The 23,506-nt window shown below is 71.9% G+C and carries 18 protein-coding genes; 13 read left to right on the forward strand and 5 right to left on the reverse strand.

What is annotated here, in order from left to right; genetic code table 11:
• Positions 1-98: 98 nt before the first annotated feature.
• Positions 99-1,439 carry a wax ester/triacylglycerol synthase family O-acyltransferase gene (locus H9Y04_RS14495; RefSeq protein ID WP_187814220.1) on the forward strand — a complete coding sequence of 447 codons (1,341 nt, stop codon included), beginning with the start codon at positions 99-101 and terminating at the stop codon, positions 1,437-1,439.
• Positions 1,440-1,548: 109 nt separating this feature from the next.
• On the opposite strand, the gene H9Y04_RS14500 is transcribed toward H9Y04_RS14495, so the two are convergent.
• A complete protein-coding gene (locus H9Y04_RS14500) occupies positions 1,549-2,511 on the reverse strand; it encodes a GDSL-type esterase/lipase family protein (protein WP_214661193.1) in 963 nt (320 codons plus the stop codon).
• A 189-nt stretch (positions 2,512-2,700) separates the two neighbouring features.
• Between H9Y04_RS14500 and H9Y04_RS14505 the strand changes: the two genes are divergently transcribed.
• Together H9Y04_RS14505 and H9Y04_RS14510 are read left to right on the forward strand one after the other, a co-directional pair.
• The gene (locus H9Y04_RS14505) at positions 2,701-4,182 is read left to right on the forward strand and encodes an SDR family NAD(P)-dependent oxidoreductase (protein ID WP_187814221.1); all 1,482 of its coding nucleotides are present in this window, start codon (positions 2,701-2,703) and stop codon (positions 4,180-4,182) included.
• Positions 4,183-4,302: 120 nt separating this feature from the next.
• The gene (locus H9Y04_RS14510; RefSeq protein ID WP_187814222.1) at positions 4,303-5,811 is read left to right on the forward strand and encodes a glycosyltransferase family 39 protein; all 1,509 of its coding nucleotides are present in this window, start codon (positions 4,303-4,305) and stop codon (positions 5,809-5,811) included.
• Between the two features lie 14 nt (positions 5,812-5,825).
• On the opposite strand, the gene H9Y04_RS14515 is transcribed toward H9Y04_RS14510, so the two are convergent.
• On the reverse strand, positions 5,826-6,659 hold the full coding sequence (locus H9Y04_RS14515) for an SDR family oxidoreductase (RefSeq protein ID WP_187814223.1): 834 nt from the start codon (positions 6,657-6,659) through the stop codon (positions 5,826-5,828).
• Between the two features lie 56 nt (positions 6,660-6,715).
• A complete protein-coding gene (locus tag H9Y04_RS14520) occupies positions 6,716-7,288 on the reverse strand; it encodes an inositol oxygenase family protein (RefSeq protein WP_187814224.1) in 573 nt (190 codons plus the stop codon).
• Positions 7,289-7,760: 472 nt separating this feature from the next.
• Between H9Y04_RS14520 and H9Y04_RS14525 the strand changes: the two genes are divergently transcribed.
• A complete protein-coding gene (locus H9Y04_RS14525; protein WP_187814225.1) occupies positions 7,761-7,940 on the forward strand; it encodes a hypothetical protein in 180 nt (59 codons plus the stop codon).
• 497 nt (positions 7,941-8,437) lie between these two features.
• Here H9Y04_RS14525 and H9Y04_RS14530 read toward each other — a convergent pair whose 3' ends face one another.
• Positions 8,438-9,814, reverse strand: coding sequence for an amidase (locus H9Y04_RS14530; protein WP_187814226.1), 1,377 nt, complete (start codon positions 9,812-9,814; stop codon positions 8,438-8,440).
• A 294-nt stretch (positions 9,815-10,108) separates the two neighbouring features.
• Between H9Y04_RS14530 and H9Y04_RS14535 the strand changes: the two genes are divergently transcribed.
• The 5 genes from H9Y04_RS14535 (at position 10,109) to H9Y04_RS14555 (ending at position 16,657) form a co-directional block, all read left to right on the forward strand.
• The gene (locus tag H9Y04_RS14535) at positions 10,109-12,469 is read left to right on the forward strand and encodes an alpha-L-fucosidase (RefSeq protein ID WP_187814227.1); all 2,361 of its coding nucleotides are present in this window, start codon (positions 10,109-10,111) and stop codon (positions 12,467-12,469) included.
• Between the two features lie 222 nt (positions 12,470-12,691).
• Complete coding sequence (locus tag H9Y04_RS14540; protein WP_187814228.1) at positions 12,692-14,062, forward strand: L-fuconate dehydratase; 1,371 nt, start codon at positions 12,692-12,694, stop codon at positions 14,060-14,062.
• Positions 14,059-14,814: an SDR family NAD(P)-dependent oxidoreductase gene (locus H9Y04_RS14545; protein WP_187814229.1), complete on the forward strand. Its 756-nt coding sequence runs from the start codon at positions 14,059-14,061 to the stop codon at positions 14,812-14,814. Before H9Y04_RS14540 ends, H9Y04_RS14545 begins: the two co-directional genes overlap by 4 nt.
• Complete coding sequence (locus H9Y04_RS14550) at positions 14,811-15,809, forward strand: aldo/keto reductase (RefSeq protein ID WP_187814230.1); 999 nt, start codon at positions 14,811-14,813, stop codon at positions 15,807-15,809. The genes H9Y04_RS14545 and H9Y04_RS14550 overlap by 4 nt, the downstream gene beginning before the upstream one ends.
• On the forward strand, positions 15,806-16,657 hold the full coding sequence (locus tag H9Y04_RS14555; protein ID WP_187814231.1) for an amidohydrolase family protein: 852 nt from the start codon (positions 15,806-15,808) through the stop codon (positions 16,655-16,657). The genes H9Y04_RS14550 and H9Y04_RS14555 overlap by 4 nt, the downstream gene beginning before the upstream one ends.
• Before the next feature lie 87 nt (positions 16,658-16,744).
• Here H9Y04_RS14555 and H9Y04_RS14560 read toward each other — a convergent pair whose 3' ends face one another.
• Positions 16,745-18,175 carry a lipase maturation factor family protein gene (locus H9Y04_RS14560; protein WP_187814232.1) on the reverse strand — a complete coding sequence of 477 codons (1,431 nt, stop codon included), beginning with the start codon at positions 18,173-18,175 and terminating at the stop codon, positions 16,745-16,747.
• A 99-nt stretch (positions 18,176-18,274) separates the two neighbouring features.
• Here H9Y04_RS14560 and H9Y04_RS14565 point away from each other — a divergent pair, with 99 nt between their 5' ends.
• The 4 genes from H9Y04_RS14565 (at position 18,275) to H9Y04_RS14580 (ending at position 23,497) form a co-directional block, all read left to right on the forward strand.
• On the forward strand, positions 18,275-19,606 hold the full coding sequence (locus H9Y04_RS14565) for a DUF6777 domain-containing protein (protein ID WP_187814233.1): 1,332 nt from the start codon (positions 18,275-18,277) through the stop codon (positions 19,604-19,606).
• Between the two features lie 125 nt (positions 19,607-19,731).
• The gene (locus H9Y04_RS14570) at positions 19,732-20,406 is read left to right on the forward strand and encodes a trimeric intracellular cation channel family protein (protein WP_308800978.1); all 675 of its coding nucleotides are present in this window, start codon (positions 19,732-19,734) and stop codon (positions 20,404-20,406) included.
• An 80-nt stretch (positions 20,407-20,486) separates the two neighbouring features.
• Complete coding sequence (locus tag H9Y04_RS14575; RefSeq protein WP_187814235.1) at positions 20,487-22,529, forward strand: SpoIIE family protein phosphatase; 2,043 nt, start codon at positions 20,487-20,489, stop codon at positions 22,527-22,529.
• A 32-nt stretch (positions 22,530-22,561) separates the two neighbouring features.
• Positions 22,562-23,497 (forward strand): hypothetical protein, encoded by a 936-nt coding sequence (locus tag H9Y04_RS14580; protein WP_187814236.1) that lies wholly within the window; start codon positions 22,562-22,564, stop codon positions 23,495-23,497.
• Positions 23,498-23,506: the final 9 nt, after the last annotated feature.

Raw genomic sequence — 23,506 nt, forward strand, 5'->3', positions numbered from 1 at the left:
TGATGTGTTCGTAACGGTCCGTATTCCGAACGTACTTGACCGTAGTCGTCAACAAGCTGTTGACTGCAGGCTTCCCATAGTCGACGCGAGAGCTGGGCATGGCTACCCTCACCGATCCGCTCGCACCCCTCGACCTGGCCTTCTGGAACATCGAATCCCCCGAACACCCCATGCATCTGGGCGCCTTGGGTGTCTTCACCTGCGATTCCGCCTCGGCCGCCCAGCACGCGGCCGACCTGCTCATGGCCCGAGCGCCCCAGGTCCCCGGTCTGCGCATGCGGATCAGGGACGTCTGGTTCGGGGCCGGGGGAGCGGTGCGGGAGCCCGTGCCCGACTTCGACCCCGCCGGACATGTCCGGCTGGCCCCGGAGACGGATGACTTCCATGCGGCGGCCGGGGCGCTCATGGAACGTCCCCTCGACCGGTCGCTGCCGCCGTGGGAGGCGCATGTCCTGCCCGCTGCCGACGGCGGCTCGTTCGCCGTGCTCTTCAAGTTCCACCACGCACTCGCCGACGGGCTGCGCGCGCTGACCCTGGCCGCCGGAGTGATGGACCCGCAGCCCGTGGCGCCGCGCCCGCCGCGGCCCGCGCCGACGGACGAGGGCGGCCGCGGTCTGCTCGGCACGCTCGCCGCGCTGCCGGGCGCGGTCCCGCGTACGCTGCGCCGCCAGGCCGGGGCACTTGGGCAGGCTCTCGACATCGGCGCCTCGGTGGCGCGCGCGACCTGGGACGTACGGTCCACGCAGGCCCTGACCTCCCAGGCCACCGGCACACGGCGGACGGCCGGTGCGGTGCTCGATCTCGACGACATCCACCGCATCCGCAAGAAGGCCGGCGGCACCGTCAACGACGTGCTGATCGCCGTCGTTGCCGGAGCGCTGCGCGAGTGGCTGTCCGCACGCGGCGAACCGGCCGACGAGGTGCGGCCGCGAGCCCTCATACCCGTGTCGCGCCGCCGCCCCCGCGCACACCAGCCGCAGGGCAACCGGCTCTCCGGCTACCTCATCCGCCTGCCCGTCGACGAGGCCGACCCGCTCACCCGCCTCGGCACCGTCCGCGGCGACATGGACCGCAGCAAGGACGACGGGGCGCACCGCGGCGCGGGCGCCGTGGCCCTGCTCGCGGACCACGTCCCGCCTCTCGCGCACCGGCTCGGCGGTCCGCTCGTGGCCCAGTCGGCCCGGCTGCTCTTCGACATCCTCGTCACCAGCGTCCCGCTGCCCAGCCTCGGCCTGCGCCTGGCTGGCTGCCCGCTCGCCGAGGTCTACCCCTTCGCCCCGCTCGCCCAGGGCCAGTCCCTCGCGATCGCCGTCTCGACGTACCGGGGACGGGTCCACTACGGCCTGGTGGCGGACGCCGAGGCCGTACCCGACCTCGACGGTCTGGGCCGCGCGCTGATGGCGGAGGCCGCGGTGCTGAGCGCGGCGGCCGGGGTCTGAGGACGGGTGGCCGGGGAGACCGGGGTCTGAGGACGGGTGGCCGGGGAGGCCAGGGCCTGAGGACGGGCGGCCGAGGTGCCAGGTCCGTGGGCCTCGGCGCCCGAAGGCCTCAACTCGCCGTGGCCATCAGGTGCTCGAACACCGCCTGATGGCCCTCCGCGGTCGGGTGCAGACCGTCCGCGAGCAGGTCGGGGCGCCCCTGCAACGGCTCCCACAGGTCCACGAAATCCACGTGCCGCGCCGAGCACCAGGCGCGCAGCGCCGCACGCAGCGCGAGCGCCTTCGCCTCGGTGAAGCTCAGCCCGTCATAGGCACGGGCGCGCTCCTCCTCCAGCCACGTGGGGCCGAGAACGACCAGACGCGCGCCGCACTCCAGAGCCGTGGCGGCAAGGGAGCCGAGGCTCTGCCCGAGGCCGTCGAGCCACGCCCCGTCGTCCCCGCCGTGCGCCGTGTCATTGATGCCCGCCGCCACCACGAGCGTGTCCGGCAGGCGGGCCCCGAGCAGCGCGGGAGTCTGCTCGCTCACCTCGCGCAGGGTGCTGCCGGGGACGGCCAGGTTGAACACCCGGTGCTCCACCTCGTCCGCCGCGATATGCGTGGCCGCGAGCCGGCCGGCCCAGCCGCCGCCCGCGTCGCAGCGGCCGTACGCGATGCTGTCGCCGACGATCACGATGCGCTCCGCCGGGCGCAGCGGCCGCGCGTCCAGATAGGCCCAGGCGCTCTCGCCGGAGGTGAGCAGGACCCGGCGCCGCGCGTAGTCGTCCACCTCGTAGTCGTCCGCAGCCGTGAGATCGCGGTCGGTCAGGGCGAGCACCGCACCCTCGACCTCGCACCCGATCCGGCGCCCCAGTGCCAGATGCACCTCGAGCCCGCTGGCGGCGATCACCTCCGGGTCGGTGATCCGCAGCGGCCGCGTGGTGTGCCCGGCCAGCGCCGCCGGGGCGTGCGGCACGGTCCTGCCGAAGAGCGCCGCCTGAACCCTCCCGTCCCGCAGCGTGCCGAAAGAGAACAGGGAATGGGGTGGTGCCTCGGTCACGGGGAGCCGCGCCGCCTTTCTGTGCAGTTCGATCATGGTGACCTTATGCAGCGTTCCCGGACCTGCTCCGAGCGGGTGGCCGGGTCGCCCTGGGTGACCCGGCGGGTGCGCTGAGTCGGCGGTGGCCCGCGCGGTTTGGAGAGCGCCGCCTCCACTCCGTAAAATCCCCCTTTTGGAATCTTCATGGCGCCGGTGCGCCCCCACCCGTACGAGGAAGCAGCGGCGATGACCGTGACCAGTGACACCCCGGAAAGCCAGGACTTCGGGCCCGGCATCGATCCGGAGCGGCTCGCCATCTGTCTCGCCGTGCTCGACGAGCTCGACAAGATCGAGGTCGACCACCCCGACGCGATCGCGGTCCGCCGCGCCACCGCCGGGATCTACCGCACCGTGAAGCAGCGCCGCCGCCAGGAGCGCCGCGCCGCGAAGACCGAGCACGACCGCCAGGTCACGCACGCCACGGCCACCGGCTCCGCCGAGCGCATCGACGACGAGACCCAGGGCCTGCTGCCCAGCTCGTCCGTGGCCGGCGAGATCGCCGGGATACTCCAGCGGCCGCGTTCCTGCTACGTCTGCAAGGCGCGTTACGTCGAGGTCGACGCGTTCTACCACCAGTTGTGCCAGAAGTGCGCGGCCGAGAACCGGGCCAAGCGCGACGCCCGCACCGATCTGACCGGCAAGCGTGCACTGCTCACCGGCGGCCGCGCGAAGATCGGCATGTACATCGCGCTGCGGCTGCTGCGCGACGGTGCGCACACCACGATCACCACGCGCTTCCCCAAGGACGCCATCCGCCGCTTCAAGGCGATGGACGACTCCGCGGACTGGATCCACCGCCTCGAGGTCATCGGCATCGACCTGCGCGACCCGGCGCAGGCCGTGTCGCTCGCCGACCAGGTCGCCGAGCAGGGCCCGCTCGACATCCTCATCAACAACGCCACGCAGACCGTGCGCCGGCTGCCCTCCGCGTACGCCGCACTCGTCGACGGCGAGAGCGCGCCGCTGCCCGCGGGCGAGCTGCCCCCGTACCACGTGATCGGCGCCTTCAACTCCGGTGCGGTGGACGGCATCCAGGCCCTGCCCGCCGGTATCTCCGGCATGGACGCACAGCAGGTCGCCGACCTCGCGCTCGTGGGCGGCCACGCCAGCATCGAGAAGCACCGCGACGGCTCCGCCATCGACGCCGGCGGCCTGCTGCCCGATGTCGTGGACACCAACACCTGGGTGCAGTCCATCGAGCAGATCTCCCCGGTGGAGCTGCTCGAGACCCAGCTGTGCAACTACACCGCGCCGTTCATCCTGATCAGCAAGCTCCGCGCCTCGATGGCCGAGGCCGCGGGCAAGGCCAGGTCCGGCCGTGCGTACGTGGTCAACGTGTCGGCGATGGAAGGGGTGTTCAACCGCGGCTACAAGGGCGCGGGCCACCCCAACACCAACGCCGCCAAGGCCGCGATGAACATGGTGACGCGCACCAGCGCCCAGGAGATGTTCCAGACCGACGGCATCCTGATGACCTCCGTCGACACCGGCTGGATCACCGACGAGCGCCCGCACTACGACAAGCTCCGCCTCGCCGAGGAGGGCTTCCACGCTCCCCTCGACCTGGTCGACGGCGCGGCCCGGGTGTACGACCCGGTGGTGCGCGGCGAGGCCGGCGAGGACGTGTACGGGGTCTTCCTGAAGGACTACGCGCCCGGCAAGTGGTAAGCGCCCGCGCCTCGCAAGGAGGCACCCGGGTCTGAATCCTGGCCGAAAGGCCGAGGCCCGCCGCGGGGAAGCCGAGGGAGGCTGGGGCTCTGCTTGCCGGAGCTCCAGAGAGGGAACAGCGTGTCGTTCCCATCCCGGCTGCGCCTCGTGGACTTCGCCCGGCTTCGTCTCGCGCACTTCCCCCGGCTTCGCCTGGCAGGCGCGGCGATGCCGGTGCTCGCGTTCCTGCTCGGGATGTGGGGCAGCACGGGCCCGTCCCCCTGGACCGACGAGATCGTCACCATGGACGTGGCCCGGCGGTCCTGGCCCGAGCTGTTCGGACTGCTCGGCCGGGTCGACGCCGTACACGGTCTGCACTATGCCCTGATGCACATGGTGGGGCAGGTGACTTCGGTGACGGCGTTCACCATGCGCGTCCCCTCGGCGGCCGCGGTCGCCGTCGCCGTGGCGGGGACGGTGTGGCTCGGCCGGTCGCTCGGCGGACCCCGTTCGGGTGTCTGCGCCGGGCTCGCTCTCGCCGTGGCGCCGACGGCCTCCCGGTACGCGCAGGAAGGCCGCTCGTTCGCCTTCGTCATGGCGGCGGCCGTGCTGGCCACCGGAGCCCTGGTCAAGGTACTGAACGAACAAGACGTCCGCCGGCGAAGCCTGTTGGCGTATGCGTCGGCCGTCGCGGTGCTCGGCTGGCTGAACGTACTCGGTCTGCTGCTGCTCGCCGCGCACGCGCTCACCGTGGCGTGGCTCCGTCCCGGGCGGCGCACGGCACTTCGTGTGGCGGGCGCCCAGGTGGCAGGTCTCGTGACCGTCGCACCGCTGCTGATCATCGGGGCGACCCAGCACTCCGCCGTGGGCGAGGCACCGCCTGTCTCCGCGGGAACTCCCCTGGGATTTCTCTCCTGGCTCCTGAGCCCCGGCCAGGACACGCTCCTGCCATGGATGAAGCTCGTGCTCCTGGGTTCGGTCCTGACCGCCTTGACGGCACTGGCCGTTCGCCGGCGCACCGCTCCGCCCCTGCTGCACGCCGTCGCCCTGCCGTGGCTGGTCGTGCCCCCGCTGTGCCTGGCCCTGGCCGCCGTGCTGCAGCCGGTGTTCGCGTACCGCTATCTGCTGTTCTGTCTGCCGGCGCTGGTGCTGCTGCTGGCCGGCGGTCTGTTCGCGCTGCACTGGACGGCCCGCACCGCGCTGGTCCTGGCGATGGCCGTGCCCCTGGCCTTCGCCCACCGGGCGATCCGTCTGGAACCGAGCCGCGCCTGGGACACCGCGGCCGCCGTCAGGATCCTGCACGATCACGGTGCTCCGGGCGACGCCGTCGTCTTCACGGGTGCGCGGTGCGGGCTGATCTCCACCGCGTACGAGGAGGCCTTCGCCGGGCTGCCCGACGCGGGCCGCGCCCGCACCGCGGCCGAGACGGACGCGCTGGACGACGAACCCGTGCCCCCGGCTGTGCTCGCCAGGCGTCTGGAGCGAGCGTCCCGGGTCTGGCATGTGGCGTGCACTCATGTGTCGGAGGCCGCCCGTCCGGCGGCCGAGCGGGCAGATGCGCAGACGGAACAGGAGATACGGGCCGCAGGACTCAAGCCGTCCCGGCACTTCAGGACCAGGGGCATCGAGCTCACCCTCGAGACCCGCTGAACACCGCGGCCGCCCTAAGCGGTGGGCCCGTCGGCCGCCCGCAGCTGCTCGTGCACGGCATACCCGGCGCTCGACCCGGCGGCCGCCCGTACCCGCGTACCGCCGTCCACGAGCAGATCCGCGCCCGTCACCCAGCGCGCGCCGTCCGACACCAGCCAAAGGACCGCGTCCGCGATGTCCTCGGGCTCGCCGATCCTGCCGAGCGGCAGCCCGTCGGCGATGCGCTGCTCGGCGCCTTCCCACACGAAGCGCGCCATCTCGGTGCGCACCAGGCCGGGGGAGACCGCGTTCACCCTGACCCGCGGGGCGAGTTCACCGGCGAGCTGCCGCGTCAGATGCAGCAGCGCGGCTTTGCTGGTGCCGTACGCGCCGACGTTCGGCCCGACGCCGTGGGTGCCCTCCGTGCAGATGTTCACCACCGCGCCGCCGTGCTCGCGCATCCAGGCACGCCACGCCAACTGCACCAGGCGCAGCGGTGCTTCGACGTTGGTGGCGAACGCCGTGGTCCAGCGGTCGGGATCGGCTTCCATCAGGGGGCCGTACGGCTGGTTGGTCGCGGCATTGTTGACGAGGATGTCCAGCCGTCCGCACTCCTCGGTCAACTGCCGGACACAGGCGGCGAGATGGGCTGGATCGGCCACGTCGCCCGCGCAGCCGAACGCCCGCACGCCCGCCTTCTCCAGCTCGCCGACCGCCTGCCGTACGCCTTCGGGATCGCGCCCCGTGATGCCCACGGCCGCGCCCGCCGCACCGAGCCGGTGGGCGACGGCGAGCCCGATGCCCCGGGTTCCGCCGGTCACCAGGGCCGCCCTGCCGTCGAGTCGAGGCTCCGCTGCTCCAGATGTCATCCGCGTACGGTGACATGGCGGACCACGGAACGGGAGACCCGTCACGCATCCGCTGCCTACCGCACCGCCGAGGCCACCAGCTCCAGCACCGGCCTCCAGTCCTCCATCACCCCGGCGTCCAGGCCCACCACCTTCCCCGCGTCATCGGCCTGCCGCAGCGTGATCGCGTCCTGCGCATGGGGACCGTCCGCGAACGTCATGGCCTCCTCGTACGCCATCACCCCGCCTTGCGCGGCCAGCGTCCGCGCGCTCTGCGGGGACAGGGCCCGCCCCGGTTCGGTCGCGGCGAGGTAGCGCTTGGCGGGTACGTGCAGACGGACGAGCGCGGCGACCCGGTGGCCGAGCAGTGCGTGCACCGCGTCGGCGGCAACGTCGGCGTGTGCCGCGTCCTCACCCGGCCGCAGCAGATGGCCGAGGTCGTGCACGAGACCCGCCACCTGCAACTCCTTGTCGGCGGGATGCGAGCGGCGGAGCAGCGCGGCGGTCTGCAGCGCGTGGTCGTGCAGATCGACGGGATCACCGCTGCGGTCCGGGGTGTCCCAGGCGTCGCGGCAGGCGTGCAGCAGGTCCATCAGTTCGTCGACGGTGTGCACCTTCGTCCCCGACAACAGAGGACCGTGCGACTCCATGAGCGGCTCCTTCCGATGGAGAAGGCGAGGCGGTGATGGCACCAAGTGCCACGTAGGAGAAGGACAACAGGCCCGCCTGACCGCGAGGCCAACACCGCCTGAACCGCGTGCAGCGAGCGGCCCGCTTTGTCTCCTCCGTGTTTCCGTCTTGTCTCCGTGCAGGTCGGATTACCCACCCCTACAGTGGTTTTGGGCCGTTTTTCCGGGGGATGCGCAGAGATTTTGCCTCCCCATAGAGCGGGGGTCCGCTCATATGGGTACTCTGGTCCGGAACGGGCCACACCAACGGGTTCCACCAACACCCTTGGCCCGTCCTGGGACAAGCCGGTCACCACGGCTGCGTCCCGCATGAGCAACCGGCGCCACCGCGACCGAACAGTCCAGAGCGATGCCCCCACCGGGCGGCCGCGGCGTCCCCGGAGCGGGCGTCGACGGTGCGACCGGGGGTTACCCGACACATAAGGAGTGCGCGGTGACACCAGACAAGTCAAAGAGTGAGCAAAGGTCTCCCAAGGACCGGCGCGACCGGGCCGGCCGCCGGCAGGGGGACCAGCTGGGCAGCCTGGAGGTGTGGGCGCGGTCGGCGCCGATCCGCCTCGCGGGCTACGAGGACGACCTCGCCGAGCCGCACATCCTGCCGAGCGTGGACTGACCAAGGCCTGCACAGGTCGGACCCCGACCTGTAACTGGTCACAGGACCGACGGCACGTCTCGGGCGCGCACACATGAATCGTGTGCGCGCCCGGACCGCATCACGAGCGCGAGCAGTGCGGGCCGCGTCGCGCACTTCCGGATGCGTCCACAAGTTCCGCGCACCGACAGCCGGTTCGGCCCTGGCGCGGGCCGCGTGCGCGAGCAGCCGCTCCTCGAAGCCGCCCACGAACGGGTGGCGCAGACACACCGCACTCATCCCGTGCCGCCGCGCCATCGTCGCCGCGGTCAGCTCGTCCGTCTGCTGGGCGAGCCCGTAGGGATCGGCACCAGTTGTCCTTCGTACGGGCGAGCACCTGGCACTCACCTCCGGCACGCAGTGCCTTCCTTGAGCAGCGTCGGCAGCATCTCGAGTAGCGTCGGCAGCGCCTCGCCCCATCTGTGCACGGCCGACGGGGCGTTCGCCATCTGGCAGGAGCGCGGTCCGGAGACAGGCCTTCAGGCGCTGGGCGCGTGCCGCACCCACGGACGCAGGGACTCCAGCGTCTCGGCCAGATCGAGGAGGTGGTCCTCCCGGCCCGGGGCCGCCACCAGCTGCACCGCGCAGGGCACGCCCGAGGACAGCACCCCGAACGGGACCGACAGTGCGGGCCAGCCCGTCAGGTTCCACACCGGGGTGAAGGGCGAATAGCGGGTGTTGGCGGTGAGATTGCGCAGCCAGCCCCGCTCGTGCCAGGCCGCCGCGGCGGGACCGCGGCGGGCGAGGGCCGGGGTGAGCAGGATGTCGTGGCGCTCGAAGAACGGCTCGAGCAGCGCACGCAGCCGGGTCCGGCCCTCACCGCGCTCCACGCGGGCCAGCGTCCGGCCGCCGACCGCCGCATGGATGCGGGTACGGCGGGCGAGCCGCGTACGGTCCAGGCTTCGCGCGTCCACATGCGTGCCGGCGGTCCAGTGCGCGAGCGCGGAGGCGCCCAGCCAGAGCGGATACGGGGGATCCGCGTCCTCGACGCGATGACCCGCCTCGACGAGGAGCTTGCCCGCCTCCTGGGTCGCGGTCCGCCAGGCCTTGGTGACCGGTACACCGGCCAGCGGGCTGCGGGTGGAGAGCGCGATCCTGAGCGGGTCGGCGGCGGGGGAGGGCTGGGGCGAGGTGCCGGACGTGGCTCTCGAAGCGGTGGGTGCCGACGTGCCCGACAGGACCGCGAGCATCAGCCGGGCGTCGGCGACCGTCGTCGCCAGCGGACCGTTCTCGGAGAGCCCGAACCAGCCGCCGCCCAGATCGCGCGGCACCACCCCGTCGCCGGGCTTGAAGCCGAGCACCCCGCAGTTCGCGGCCGGAATCCGCAGCGAGCCCATTCCGTCGTTGCCGATCGCGAGCGGCACCATGCCGGCCGCCACCGCGGCCGCGCTGCCGCCGGAGGAGCCGCCGGCCGTACGGGAGGTGTCCCAGGGGTTGCGGGCCGTGCCGTGCACACCGTCCGTCGTGCCGAAGACGCACAGCTCGGGGACGTTGGTCACGCCGACCACCACCGCACCCGCGGCCCGCAGCCGTGCCACCGTCGGATGGTCCTCGGTGGCGGGCGCGTCCGGTGTGGCCGCCGACCCGTTGCGCGTGGACTCGCCGCGTACCGGCAGATTGTCCTTCACCGCCACCGGCACACCGGCGAGCGGGAGTTCGGCTAGATCGGGATGCCCGGCGAGCGCCTCCGCCTCCGCGAGCGCCGCGCGGGCGCGCACCGTGCGGAAGGCGCCCACGCGGGCGTCGAGCAGTTCGATCCGTGCGAGATGCTCCGCCACGACCTCGCGCGGTGTCACGGCCTTCGCCCGCACCGCCGCTGTGATCTGTACGGCGCTCCGCCCTGCCCAGCTGGTCACGGTCGCTCCTCGCCCTGCGCGTACGGCGTCCGCGCCGCCCGCTCCTCGATGATCTCCGCCCTCACAGGAGCACTGTGCCGCGTCCGGCCCCGCACGTCGAGCCTGCCCGGCCTGTACGTCGAGTTCGCCCGGCCCCGCACGTAGCGGTACATCCGACCACCCGGGTCAACTCCCGTGCCTGCGAAGCCCATTGACAGGTCTCCGCCACGCCTCAATCATCAGACCTCCGATGAATGTCCGGCACGAACCATCCCGCACAAGGACACCTCGTCCCCACGACAGGGAGTGCTGCACATGAACGCCTACCCGAGACGCCAGGTCATCGCCACCGCGACCGCCCTGGCCGCAGGAGCCGCGGTCACCGCGGCCGGACCGCTCGCGGCCGGCGCCACGGCCGCGCCGTACGAGCCCGGACCCGAGGCGCAAGACGACTGGGCCACCGTCCCGCCCGCTGTCACCGTGGCCCTTGCCGCCCACTTCGACAACGACGGCATCGACACCGCCGAAGCGCGCGGCGGAGACTTCGACGGCTCCGGCTACACGTTCCCCGGGGAGGAACTGCCCGCAGGGCGTATCGAGTTGGACGGCATTCCGTTCGACTTCCCGTCCGCCGCGGCCGGCGCCGCGAACAACATCGTCGCGCGCGGCGCCCGGATCGAGCTGCCCAAGGGCCGCTACCTCTCGGCCCACTTCCTCGCCGCCTGCAGCTATGGCGCCACGTCCGGCAAGGTCACCGTCCACTACGCCGACGGCGGCACCGGACAGGGGACCGTCGGCGCGCCCGACTGGTACGCGGGCGGCGGACTCCTCGCCGCCCCGTACCGCTACACGCCGGATGGCACCAAGGACGCCCACCGCGTGGTGATCGACGCGACCGAGGTCGCGCTGGATCCGGCCCGCGAAGCCGTCGCCCTCACGCTGCCCGACATCGGACCCGCCGAGCCGAACAGGTCCGCGCTGCACCTCTTCGCGCTGACCCTCCAACCCGCCGCCGAGGGAAGGGCGTTGCTGCTGCGCGGCGCCAAGTCCACGGTGTCGCTCCTGGAGGAGAGCGGGGCGCAGAGTGTCGAGGCGACGGTGGTGAACGCCGGCACCGTCGCGCTCCTCGCCCGCGACGGGCTCGCCGTCGGCGTCGACGTCGCCGGCGCCCGTACGGTCGACCCCGCAGGCATCCGACGTCTCGACCTCGGCGAGCAGGCCCGGGTACGGATCGGCATCCGCAACCGTCCGGGCACCGCGGCGGGCACACAGCAGGACGGCACGGTCTTCGCGGCCAGTGGCGGACGCCGCGTCGCCGCGGCCGGGCGGCGCCTGACGCTCGGCGTCCCCGACTACGAGCCGACGGCCGCCTCCCTGGGCACGCACCAGGCGCCCTACTGGTTCCACCGCGTGAAGTTCGGGATCTTCATCCACTGGGGCGTGTACTCGGTGCCCGCCTGGGCGCCGGTCGGCGAGCAGTACGCCGAGTGGTACTGGAACCACATGCAGCTCCCCGACAACCCGACGTACGCGCACCACAGGGCCGTCTACGGCGAGGACTTCGCGTACGACGACTTCATCCCGATGTTCCGTGCGGAGAAGTACGACCCGCGCGCCTGGGTGGAGCTGTTCCGCGACGCGGGTGCCCAGTACCACGTGCTGACCTCCAAGCACCACGAGGGCTTCGCCCTGTGGGACACCCGGCTCGCGGACCGCAACTCCGTGCGGATGGGCCCGAAGAGGGATCTCGTCAAGGAGCTCTTCGACGCCTCGAAGCAGTACACGCCCGAGCTGCACCGCGGCCTGTACTTCTCCATGCCCGAGTGGTTCAACCCCGACAACCCCTGGCGCGGGCATTCCCCGCGCAATCCGTACACCCTGGAGCCCGTCCCGTACACGGGCTACACCTCCGGCAAGGACTACGTCCTCGGGTATCAGGCGCCGCAGATGCTCGAGCTGATCCACGGCTACGAGCCGCAGGTCCTGTGGTGCGACATCGGCGGGGCCAACGACAGCCACCACGTGCTCGCCGAGTACTTCAACCACGCGAAGAACCGGGACAAGCCCCTGGAGGTCGCGGTCAACAACCGCTCCGGTATCCCCTTCCACGACTTCACCACGCCCGAGTACACGACGTACGAGAACACGGTGGTGGCGAAGTGGGAGTCGAGCCGCGGGCTTGATCCGTTCAGCTACGGGTACAACGCGGCCACGCCCGACGAGCGTTACATGACGACCGAGGAGATCGTGCACAGCCTCGTCGACATCGTGTCCAAGAACGGCAACTTCCTGCTCGACATCGGACCGCGCGCCGACGGGACCATCCCCGAGATCATGGAGCGCCGGCTGCGCGAGACAGGGGACTGGCTCAAGGTCAACGGCGAGGCGGTCTACGACACCACGTACTGGTCGAGGATGGCGCAGCTCGGCGAGGATCTGCGGTTCACGGTCCGGCAGAACCGCGCGTTCTACATCCACTCGCTCGCCGCGCCGGGAGCACAGCTGACCGTCGAGGCGGCCGTACCGATCCGGCAGGGCGACCGCGTGACCATGCTCGGGTACGACCGGCCTCTGACCTGGCGGACGCGGGGCGGCGCGCTGGTCATCGACGTGCCGGAGGCCGCCCGCAGGGCCGGGAAGCACGCCTGGGTGTTCAAGGTCGGGTGGGAGGCCTGAGCCGTACGCCGGGTCGGGGCGCTGAGCGGAGCGCACCGGACGAGGGTGATCCGATCTCTGAGTTGAAGAGGCGCCAGATCTTGGCCGCTGTGGGGTCTTGTGCAGCCATAGACCTCCGATGAATACTCGTCCTGTCTCAGAGGTCCGATGAGTGGGGTCCGTGCCGGCCCCGTCGAACGGACCTCTGAGGCCATGGACGACCCCTGACCAAGAGAGAGAGCCGTGACGTCAACCTCCGCTCGTATCACGGCAGTCGAGACCTTCGACATCCGCTTCCCGACCTCCGCCGAGCTCGACGGCTCCGACGCCATGAACCCCGACCCCGACTACTCCGCCGCGTATGTCGTGCTGCGCACCGACTCCGGCGACGGTCTCGAAGGGCACGGGTTCGCGTTCACGATCGGGCGCGGCAACGACGTGCAGGTCGCCGCCATCGACGCGCTGCGGCCCCATGTCGTCGGACGCGCCGTCGAGGAACTCTGCGCCGATCCCGGCTCGTTGAACCGCGACTTGATCGGGGACAGTCAGCTGCGCTGGCTCGGTCCGGAGAAGGGCGTCATGCATATGGCGATCGGCGCGGTCGTCAACGCGGTCTGGGATCTCGCCGCCAAGCGGGCGGGCCTGCCGCTGTGGCAGCTGCTCTCGCGCGCCGAACCGGCCTGGCTGGTCGCGCAGATCGACTTCCGCTACATCGCCGATGTGCTCGCCCCCGACGAGGCGCTCGCCCTTCTGGAGCGGGGCCGTGTGGACGCCGAACAGCGCGCGGCGCGGCTGCGGGTGCGCGGCTACCCGGCGTACACCACCTCGCCCGGCTGGCTCGGCTACTCCGACGAGAAGCTGACCCGGCTCGCGCGCGAGGCGGTCGCCGAGGGATTCACCCAGATCAAGCTGAAGGTCGGCGCCGACCTGGCGGACGACCTGCGCCGGATGCGGACCGCGCGGGAGGCCGTGGGCGACGACTTCCGCATCGCGGTGGACGCCAACCAGCGCTGGAACGTGGACGAGGCGATCACCTGGACCCGCGCCCTCGCGGCGTACGGGCCGTACTGGATCGAGGAGCCCACCAGCCCCGACGACGTGCTCGGCCATGCGGAGATCCGCCGCTCCGTGGCGCCCGTGAAGGTCGCGACCGGCGAACACGTCCAGAACCGCATCGTCTTCAAACAGCTCCTGCAGGTCGGCGCGATCGACGTCCTGCAGCTGGACGCGGCCCGCGTCGGCGGCGTCAACGAGAACCTGGCGATCCTGCTGCTCGCCGCCAAGTTCGGCGTCCCCGTCTGCCCGCACGCCGGCGGCGTCGGACTGTGCGAACTCGTCCAGCATCTGGCGATGTTCGACTACGTGGCGCTCAGCGGCACCACCGAGGACCGGATGATCGAGTACGTCGACCATCTCCACGAACACTTCGAGCACCCCGTCGTGATCCGCGACGGCCGCTACACGGCCCCGTCCGCCCCCGGATTCTCCGCGGCCATGCACCCCGCGTCCCTGGAGCGCTACCGCTATCCGAACGGCACGTACTGGGCCGGTGCCCTTCCCACGCCGGACGCCGACGACCATGATCTCCTGCAGCGGAAGGGAGCAGTGGCATGACCGACCTTGACGGACTCAAAGCCCTTGTCACCGGCGGGGCTTCGGGCATCGGCCGGGCGACGGCGGAACTCCTCGCGGAACGCGGAGCGCAGGTCACCGTCCTCGACCTCGCCCCGGAGGCGGTGGGCAAACCGCTGCTCGCGCGGCGCGCGGATGTCACGGACGACGCGTCCGTACGGTCGGCCGTGGCCGCGGCCGCCGAGGAGATGGGCGGCCTCGACATCCTGGTGAACAACGCCGGGACCGGCGCCCAGGGCACCGTCGAGGACAACGACGACGCGGCCTGGCACCACGTACTCGACGTCAATCTGCTCGGCATGGTGCGCACCACCCGCGCCGCGCTGCCGCATCTGCGCGCCTCGCGGCATGCCGCGATCGTCAACACCTGCTCGATAGCCGCGACCGCGGGCCTGCCGCAGCGTGCGCTCTACAGCGCCTCCAAGGGAGCGGTGCTCTCCCTCACGCTCGCCATGGCAGCGGACCACGTACGCGAAGGGATCCGAGTGAACTGCGTCAACCCCGGCACCGTGGACACCCCTTGGGTCGGCCGTCTCCTGGACGCCGCCGACGATCCGGCCGCCGAACGCGCCGCGCTCGCGGCCCGCCAGCCCACGGGCCGGCTCGTGAGCGCCGAGGAAGTCGCCGCGGCCATCGCCTACTTGGCGAGCCCGGCCGCCGGCGCGACCACCGGGACGGCGCTCGCGGTCGACGGCGGTATGCAGGGCCTCAGGCTCCGGCCGGTGACCGCATGATCGCCACAGCGCGCCTCGCCGCCACCGACGTCCTCGTCTCCCGGCTTTCCTTCGGCGCCGCACCGATCGCCGGACTCTTCGAGCCGGTCACCGACGAGCAGGCGTACGAGGCGGTCACGGCCGCCTGGGACGCGGGCATCCGCACCTTCGACACCGCACCGCACTACGGGCTCGGCGTCTCCGAGCGCCGCCTCGGCGAAGTCCTCCGCGAGCGGCCCCGGCACAGCTTCACCGTGTCCACCAAGGTCGGCAGGCTCCTCGAACCGTACGACGGCGGCGGCGACGATCTCGCGGCCGGCGGCTTCGCCGTGCCCGCCACGCACCGCAGGGTCTGGGACTTCACCGCCGACGGGGTCCGGCGCAGCATCGAGGGCAGCCTGGAGCGGCTCGGCCTCGACCGCGTCGACATCGTCTATCTGCACGACCCGGACGACCACGAGGAGTGGGCGTTCCGCGAGGGCTATCCGGCGCTCGAACAGCTGCGCTCGGAAGGCGTCGTCGGCGCGATCGGCGCCGGGATGAACCAGGCCGAGATGCTCACCCGGTTCATCACCGACACCGACACGGACGTGGTCCTGGCCGCGGGCCGCTACACCCTGCTCGACCAGATCTCGCTCAAGGCGCTCCTTCCCGAGGCGCAGGCCCGCGGCAAGAGCGTGGTCGCCGCGGCGGTCTACAACTCCGGCATCCTCGCCGAACCGCGCGACGGGGCCACATACAACTACACGACCGCACCCGACGACCTCCTGACCCGGGCCCGGCGCATCAAGGAGCTCGCCCTGCAGCACGGCACGACGCTGCGCGCCGCCGCGCTGACGTTCCCGCTGGCGCATCCGGCGGTCGCGGGTGTCCTGGTGGGGATGCGCTCCGCCGATCAAGTGCGCGATACGGCAACGCAGTTCGCCACCCCGGTGCCCGAGGCGTTCTGGGCCGCGCTCAAGGCGGAGGGGTTGCTCGCGGAGGACGTGCCGGTGCCCGTGGGGAAGGTCCCGTGAGCGTCGTCGACGCTCACCACCACGTCTGGGACCTCGCCGTACGCGACCAGGACTGGATCACGGGTCCCGAACTCGCCCCGATCCGCAGCGACTTCATCCTCGCCGACCTGGAGCCGGAGGCGCGGGCCGCCGGCGTCTCGGCCACCGTCCTGGTGCAGACGGTCACCGTGGCGGAGGAGACGCCGGAGTTCCTGGCCCTCGCCGCGAGCAGCGACCTGGTCGCGGGCGTCGTCGGCTGGACCGACCTCACCGCCCCCGGCGTCGCGGACGAGCTCGCGCGGCTGCGTGAACTCCCGGGCGGCGCGCACCTGGTGGGCATCCGGCACCAGGTGCAGGGCGAGCCCGACCCCGACTGGCTGCTGCGCCCGGACGTCCGCAGAGGCCTCGCCGCCGTCGCCGCCGCGGGGCTCGCGTACGACCTCGTCGTGCAGGCGCACCAGCTGCCGGCCTGCGTGAAGGCGGCCGTCGGACTGCCGGAGCTGACCTTCGTCCTCGACCACCTGGGCAAACCGCCGATCGCGCGCGGCGAGGTGGAGCCATGGGCCGGTGACCTGTGCGCCCTCGCGGCCCTGCCGAACACGGTCGCCAAGCTCTCGGGGCTCGTCACCGAGGCGGACTGGGCACGGTGGACGGTGCGCGATCTGCGCCCGTTCGCGGAGACGGCCCTGGAAGCCTTCGGGCCCTCCCGGCTGATGTTCGGCTCGGACTGGCCGGTGTGCCGCCTTGCGGCCTCGTACGGGGAAGTCCTGGACAGCGCAAGGGAGTTGACTGCCACCCTGGGTGCGGGGGAGCGGGACGAGGTCTTCTCGGGCACGGCCAGGCGGATCTACGGGCTCTCGGCGGGCTGAGGTCACCTTCTTCTCTCGGCGATCCGAGACCGCCTTGCCTCAGCGGTCCGAGATCACCTTGTCTCAACGGTCCGAGATCACCTTGTCTCAGCGGTTCGAAGCCACCTTGTCGAGACGGGCGGGCGGCAGGAACTCACGGACATACGTCCGCTGCCACCACGCCCCGGTCGCCCGCAGCTCCCGCCAGGTCGTATAGCGGTAGCGGTAGACCCGCGCCCGGATGAAACGCGGTGGCGCTTCGGGGAAGGGGTTGTGGCGCAGCAGCCGCAGCGTGTCCCGGTCGCCGTCGAGCAGGCGCTCCACGAAGGGCCCGAACCAGCTGCGGGCGTACGCGGGGGAGAGCGCGGCGAACCACATCATCCAGTCGAGCCGCAGGTGGTACGGGGCGAACTGGCGTGGCAGCCGGGTGAGTTCACCGGGCTTGCCGTGGAATCCGTACTCCTTCCAGCCGCTCCCGTCGGGCAGCGGCACCGCCTCGTCCGTGCCCTCGATCGAGATCTCCTGGCGGACCCGCCCGACGGAGCCGAACGCGCCGTAGGCGTTGACCAGATGGAGCGGGTCGAAGGAGTAGTTCATCACCTGGCGGCGGGAGAACAGATTGCGCGCCGGACGGTAGCTGAGCGCCAGGACGAGCGCCGTGACGGCCAGGACGAGGATCTCGTACCAGAACGGTGGCCCGGCCAGTGCGGGCGGTGCGCCCGTCACCGGGGTGAAGTCGACGGCGGAGAGTGCCAGGGCGATCGTCAGCCAGTTCAGCCAGGCGAAGTTGCCGGAGAGCACCAGCCACAGCTGGGTGACCGCCATCGCGAGCGCCGCGTACGAGGCGACCGGCTGCGGAGTGAACAGGAGGAAGGGGAGCGCGAGTTGGGTGACATGGTTCGCGGCCACCTCGGTCTTGTGCACGGGCCCCGGCAGATGGTGGAAGAACCAGCTCAGCGGACCCGGCATCGGCTGCGTCTCGTGGTGGTAGTGCAGACAGGTCAGCTTCCGCCAGCACTCGTCCCCGCGCATCTTGATGAGACCGGCGCCGAACTCCACGCGGAACAGCACCCAGCGAAGGAGGAAAAGGACCAGGACCGGCGGGGCCAGATCGTGCGGGCCGAGGAAGACGGCGAGGAAGCCGACCTCCAGGAGCAGGGACTCCCAGCCGAATCCGTACCAGGTCTGCCCCACATTGACGATCGAGAGATACAGCAGCCAGGGCAGCGCCCACAGGGCCATCCCCGCCCACAGCGGCAGTTCGGCATCCAGGCCGGCGAGCAGCGCGAGCGAACACAGAACCCCGGTCCAGGCCACGACCGCGAACAGACGGTCCGAATACCGCAGCTGGAACAGGCTCGGCGCCCGCCGGAACGGCACCCGGGCCACGAACCGGGGGACCGGCAGCATCCCGCGTTCACCGATCAGGGCCCGGAACTGCAGGGCCGCGCCGAGGAACGCCAGGAGATACACGGCGGCGAGCACCCGCTGGAAGACGAGGCGGGCGAGCCAGTAGTCGGACGCCGTGAACCACTCCACTTCTTCATTGTGACCCCGGTCCGCGCACGCGGTTGCGGCCCTTAATTCGCGATTCACACAATGAGGGACGTACGGCCAGAAAACAGGCGGGAGAACGGCGTGCACTCACCGACCAGGCGCTATGTCACAGCACTCGCGATATCCGGAGCTCTGCTGGTGGCGGGCTGTTCCAGCAGCGGCGAGAACGACGCGGGCGATACGGGCAGTGACAAGGAACTGTTCCTCCAGCCCGTCGCCGCCGCAGGGCCGGATCCCTTCACGGACTCCACGTCGAAGGTCACCGAGACCCCGCCCCCTGTCACCCGTACGCCGCAACCCTCCCCGACGCAGTCCGCCTCACCCTCGCAGGCGGGCATCCGCACCATTCAGGGCTCGACCCCCGGTCTGTACGGCGGTACGCACTCCCTGAGCAGCTGCGATGTCGAGCAGCAGGTCCGATTCCTCACCGCCGAGCAGGCCAAGGCCCGGGCCTTCGCGCAGGTCGAGGGCATTCAGCAGGGCGAGATCGCGAGCTGGCTGCGCGGGCTCACCCCCGTACAGCTGCGGGCCGACACCCGGGTCACCAACCACGGCTACAGCGCCGGCGCGCCCACCAGCTTCCAGTCCGTGCTCCAGGCCGGCACCGCGGTGCTCGTCGACAACCGGGGGCTGCCCCGGGTGCGCTGCGCGTGCGGCAACCCGCTGACGCCGCCCGCCGAACTGCACAAGGACGCCACCCACCACGGTCAGCCGTGGCAGGGCTACCACCCGGCGAACGTGATCGTGGTGAAGCCGTCCACGACCGTGATCAACAACATCACGATCGTCAACATCACCAACAACACCTGGATCGAGCGACCGATCGGCGACGACGGCGACAAGGACAAGATCGTCCCGCCGCCCACCCCGACGCCCGACCCCACCGGCCCGGATATCGACCCGACCGGCCCCGACGACCCGTCCACGTCGCCGGATGACCAGACGACCGAGCCGGACGACCAGACCACAGACCCGGACGATCCGACCTCCGAGCCGCCCACGGACGAGCCGACGAGCACCGATCCCGACGGGTCCGACAGCGCCACACCCGACGGCGACGAGACCGGCGACTCGCCGAGCCCCACCGACTGCCCCACGGTCTCGCCGACGCCCACCGCCCCCGGTGCGCCCACGCCCACCATCCCCGCGGGCTGCCCGATCCCGCTGCCCGTACCCGTACCGGACACGGACACGACGGCGCCCGACGGCGGCGGCGACGTGACCACGCCGGACGGCGGTCAGGATCAGCAGCAGGAGCCGACGGACCGTACGGACATCCCGAGCCTTCCGCAGGAGGAGACCGTCCCGGAGCAGACCGGTCCCGACACGGTCCCGGAGGTCCCCGACGTCGAACCCGGCCCCGACACCCCGTTCATCCCGGACCCGACCGAACCGGAGTCCTTCAGCGGCTGAGGGCCGCCTCCCCTGGAATTCGTCCTTCCGGCCGGACAGCCCGGCCGGAAGGACGAAGCATGTACGGGCGGCCGCGTGGTGTCCTCGAACCTCCTGCCCGTACGCCGTTTCCAGGGGGAAGCTCCGTGCTGCACGTCCTCTACCTCGTCGGAGTCGCCTCCTTCGCCGCGAGCGGTGTCCTCGCCGCGCACCGCGCCAACATGGACCCCTTCGGCGGCATCGTCCTGGCCTTCGCCGCCTCCATCTCCGGCGGCACCCTGCGCGACCTGATCCTCGACCGGCATCCCCTCTACTGGACGCACGACTGGGTGCTGCTCACCGTGATCAGCTGCACCGCCGTGGCCACGATGCTGTACCTGCGCCGCTGGGAGCTGCCGCACCGCTCCCTGATGACCGTGGACGCCGTCGGCCTCGCCGTGGTGACCGTGATCGGCGCGCGGGCCGCGATCGACGCCGGGGTCACCCCCTTCGCGGTGATCATCCTGGCCGTGCTCACGGGTGTCACCGGTGAGGTCGTCCGCGATGTGCTGTGCGGAGAGTTCCCGCCGCTGCTCCTTCGTGAGGAGGTGTACGCCACCGCCGCCCTGGCCGGAGCCGTGGGGTACCTGCTCCTGCACTGGGCGGGCGCCTCGGACACGCTCGGCACCGTGGTGGCCGCCGGGCTGGTCTTCGCCCTGCGGATGGCGGCCGTCCACCGCGAGCTGCACCTGCCGCGCCTCGCGGACTCGGCCACGCGGGCGGCGGAGCGCCGCACCCGCTGCGAACCGTCCGCCGCCGGGCGCGCCGACCGCACGCGCTGAGAACCGCCACCGACCGCACCCGCTGAGAACCACTCGCCGCCCAGCGCACCACTCCGGGCAAACCATGGCAAAGTGGACGCATGTCCGACCCGGACCGATGGCCCGCGCCGCCCGAATCGATTCTCGCGCTGAACCGCACGGGCAGCTTCGACTGGGATCTCGACAGCGGCGAGATGTACATGGATCCCGCGGCCCATGACGTCTTCGACGTGACCGCCGACGAGTACGCAGGGCGTCCCGAATCCCTCGGGGCCCGTGTGCCGCCGCACGAGGGCCACCGTCTGGACGCCCTGGTCTCCGAAGCCCTCAAGAACGGCAGCCGGACCTACGGCGCCTACTTCCGGCTGCGCCGCCGCGACGGCTCGCTGCGCTGGACGCACACCCAGGGCTACATCTGCCGCGACGAGCAGGGCCGGCCGCGCCGCATCCTCGGCATCATCCGGGACGCCACCCAGGAGCTGCTCGAGACGCGGATGCGCATGGAGCGCGACGCCGAGACCCGTCGCCAGACCAGCATCGTCGAGGGCACCACGGCGGCCCTGGCGCACGCCCGCACCGTCCAGGACGTGATCGACGTCCTGGACGAGACCCAGGGCCTCGCGCACCTGGGCGCCGCGAGCCTGGTCATGGGCCTGGTCGAAGCGGGCCGCATCCACCTCGTGGCCGAGGGCCCGCCGGGCGCCTTCGTCCCCGGCACACGCTTCACCCGCATCGACGAGTCGTATCCGATGAGCGAGGTCGTCCGCACGCTCGCGCCGCGGTTCATCGAGACCCGCGAGGAGTTCGCGGACTCCTACCCGATCCTGTGGCCGCACATCAGCCACCTCAACATCACCGCGGCCGCGTATCTGCCCCTGATCGCGCAGGCCCGTCCGATCGGTGCGCTCGGGCTGCTCTACCAGGACAAGACCGGCTTCACCGCCGACGAGCGCAATCTCCTCATCGCGCTCGGCAGCAGCATCGCGCAGTCGCTGCAGCGCGCCATGTTCTACGAGCAGGAGAAGGACCTGGCCGCGGGGCTGCAGCAGGCGATGCTGCCGCGCAGCATCCCCGCCGTCGACGGCGCGGAGATCGCCGTGCGCTACCGGTCGGCCAAGCTCGGCCGTGACATCGGCGGCGACTGGTACGACGTGATCCCGCTGCCCGGCGGGAAGGTCGGCGCGGTCATCGGCGACGTACAGGGGCACGACACCCATGCGGCCGCCGTCATGGGGCAGTTGCGGATCGTGCTGCGCGCGTACGCGGCGGAGGGGCACACACCCGCCACGGTCATGGCCCGGGCCTCGGTCTTCCTGCACGAACTCGACACGGACCGGTTCGCCACCTGCCTCTACGCACAGGCGGACCTCACCACCGGAGTCGTGCAGCTGGTACGGGCCGGTCATATCGACCCCCTCGTACGCGCCAAGGACGGCACCTGCCGGCGTGCGCCCGTGGCCGGAGGTCTGCCCCTCGGGCTCTCCGCCGAGTTCGGCCGGCTTGAATACCCGGTCACGACCCTCGAACTCGACCCGGGCCAGACGATGCTCCTGTGCACCGACGGCCTTGTCGAGGAGCCGGGCCACGACCTCGACGAGGGAGTGCAGTCCCTGACGGCGCTGGTCGCCTCGGGACCCCCCGACCTCGGCGCGCTGGCCGAGCTGCTCGTCGAGGACGCCGACCGGCGCGGCGGTGACGACGACGCGGCTCTGCTGCTGCTCCGCCGCCGCGGCTCCGACGCCCCGAAGTCCGGCGGCCGGCTGCAGCAGCATGTGGCGCCCAACGATCCCGTGGGGCTGCGCGAGGCCCGCCACATGGTCCGTGCGGCCGTACGGGCCTGGGGCGCCCGCGACCGCTCCGACGAAATCGAGCTGGTCGCCGACGAGTTGGTGACCAACGCCCTGATGCACACCGAAGGCGCCGCGATCATCACGCTGCGCGTCCTGTCCGGCGCCGAACGCCGGCTGCGCGTCGAGGTCGAGGACACCTCCAGTGCCCTGCCCCGCCGCCGCGAGGCCGGCGAGGAAGGGGTCTCGGGCCGCGGTCTCCTCCTGGTCGACCGGCTGGCCGACGTCTGGGGCGTGGAGTCCCGGGGCAGCGGCAAAGCGATCTGGTGCGAGTTCGTGGTCCCGCACCGCGACTGAACAGGCCTTGGGCCCACGCCTACACTCGCCGGGTGCACAGGACCGACCTTCTCCACCCCGACGGCAACTGGCGCGGACTGGCCCTCGACGTACGCGACCGTCCGCGGCCGGAGCTGCGGCTGCACACGGCCGGCGGGGACCGCCTCCTGCTCGAACTGGCCGGTGACGCCCTGCTGTTCGGTGTCGTCGAGCGCGACCTGGGCGGAGTGTCCTTCTGGCGCACGGACACCTGGCGGCCGTCCCTTCCGCCCTGGAGAGCGGATACGGCACGCCTGTACGCGGGCGACCCGGCCCGCTGGGCCCACGCATTCGCCGAGCACCTGGCCGTCTCGGACACGACCCCGCTGCACGACGGCCGGTGGATCCTCACCCCGTACACGGAGCTGCTGCGGCAGTGGAACCGGCATGGCGCACCGGCCGGAGAGTTCTGGGGCGAACGCATCGTCGAGGGCCACCCGGACGGCTACCTCGACTGGTACTTCCACAACGGTGCCTGGACGGTCCTGCCGCTGCGCGCTCTCCCGGAAGCCGACGACGCCCGCGTCAAGGCGTACCGCAAGCAGGTGCGGGACGGCACGCTGCCGCCCGTGCTGCTGTGGTGGGTCAGCGGGCTCGACTGCCATCTGATCCTCGACGGGCACGCGCGCCTGGCCGCGGCCGTGGCCGAGAACGCCGAACCGCCGCTGCTCGTGCTGCACCGGGCGCTCCCAGGGGCCGAGTTGGCGGTGGCCGAGGAAGCCGCGGCCGCCGATTACACGAGGGAAATGGAGCGTTGGCGTGCCCTGCGCGCGGCGCACGGCGAACAGGTGCCGGACGGGACCGAAGCGGCCGGTCCGGCGCTGGCCCGCGCGCTCGACGAGGCGGCCACCGGACACCGTCCGACCTGGGCGTGGCCCTTGCCCGGTGGCCGGGCGGAGTGGGAGCGGCGGGCGCGGGCGGCTGCGCCGGGCTGGGCCGAGGAGAGCTGACCCGACTGC

This window comes from Streptomyces polyasparticus (genome assembly GCF_014493765.1).
GTDB classification, from domain to species: domain Bacteria; phylum Actinomycetota; class Actinomycetes; order Streptomycetales; family Streptomycetaceae; genus Streptomyces; species Streptomyces polyasparticus.

Coding starts and splice junctions, on each gene's coding strand:
- H9Y04_RS14535 (WP_187814227.1), top strand. CDS start 10,109: ATGAACGCCTACCCGAGACGCCAGGTCATCGCCACCGCGACCGCCCTG.
- H9Y04_RS14515 (WP_187814223.1), bottom strand. CDS start 6,659: ATGACATCTGGAGCAGCGGAGCCTCGACTCGACGGCAGGGCGGCCCTG.
- H9Y04_RS14545 (WP_187814229.1), top strand. CDS start 14,059: ATGACCGACCTTGACGGACTCAAAGCCCTTGTCACCGGCGGGGCTTCG.
- H9Y04_RS14500 (WP_214661193.1), bottom strand. CDS start 2,511: ATGATCGAACTGCACAGAAAGGCGGCGCGGCTCCCCGTGACCGAGGCA.
- H9Y04_RS14575 (WP_187814235.1), top strand. CDS start 20,487: ATGTCCGACCCGGACCGATGGCCCGCGCCGCCCGAATCGATTCTCGCG.
- H9Y04_RS14495 (WP_187814220.1), top strand. CDS start 99: ATGGCTACCCTCACCGATCCGCTCGCACCCCTCGACCTGGCCTTCTGG.
- H9Y04_RS14550 (WP_187814230.1), top strand. CDS start 14,811: ATGATCGCCACAGCGCGCCTCGCCGCCACCGACGTCCTCGTCTCCCGG.
- H9Y04_RS14505 (WP_187814221.1), top strand. CDS start 2,701: ATGACCGTGACCAGTGACACCCCGGAAAGCCAGGACTTCGGGCCCGGC.
- H9Y04_RS14520 (WP_187814224.1), bottom strand. CDS start 7,288: ATGGAGTCGCACGGTCCTCTGTTGTCGGGGACGAAGGTGCACACCGTC.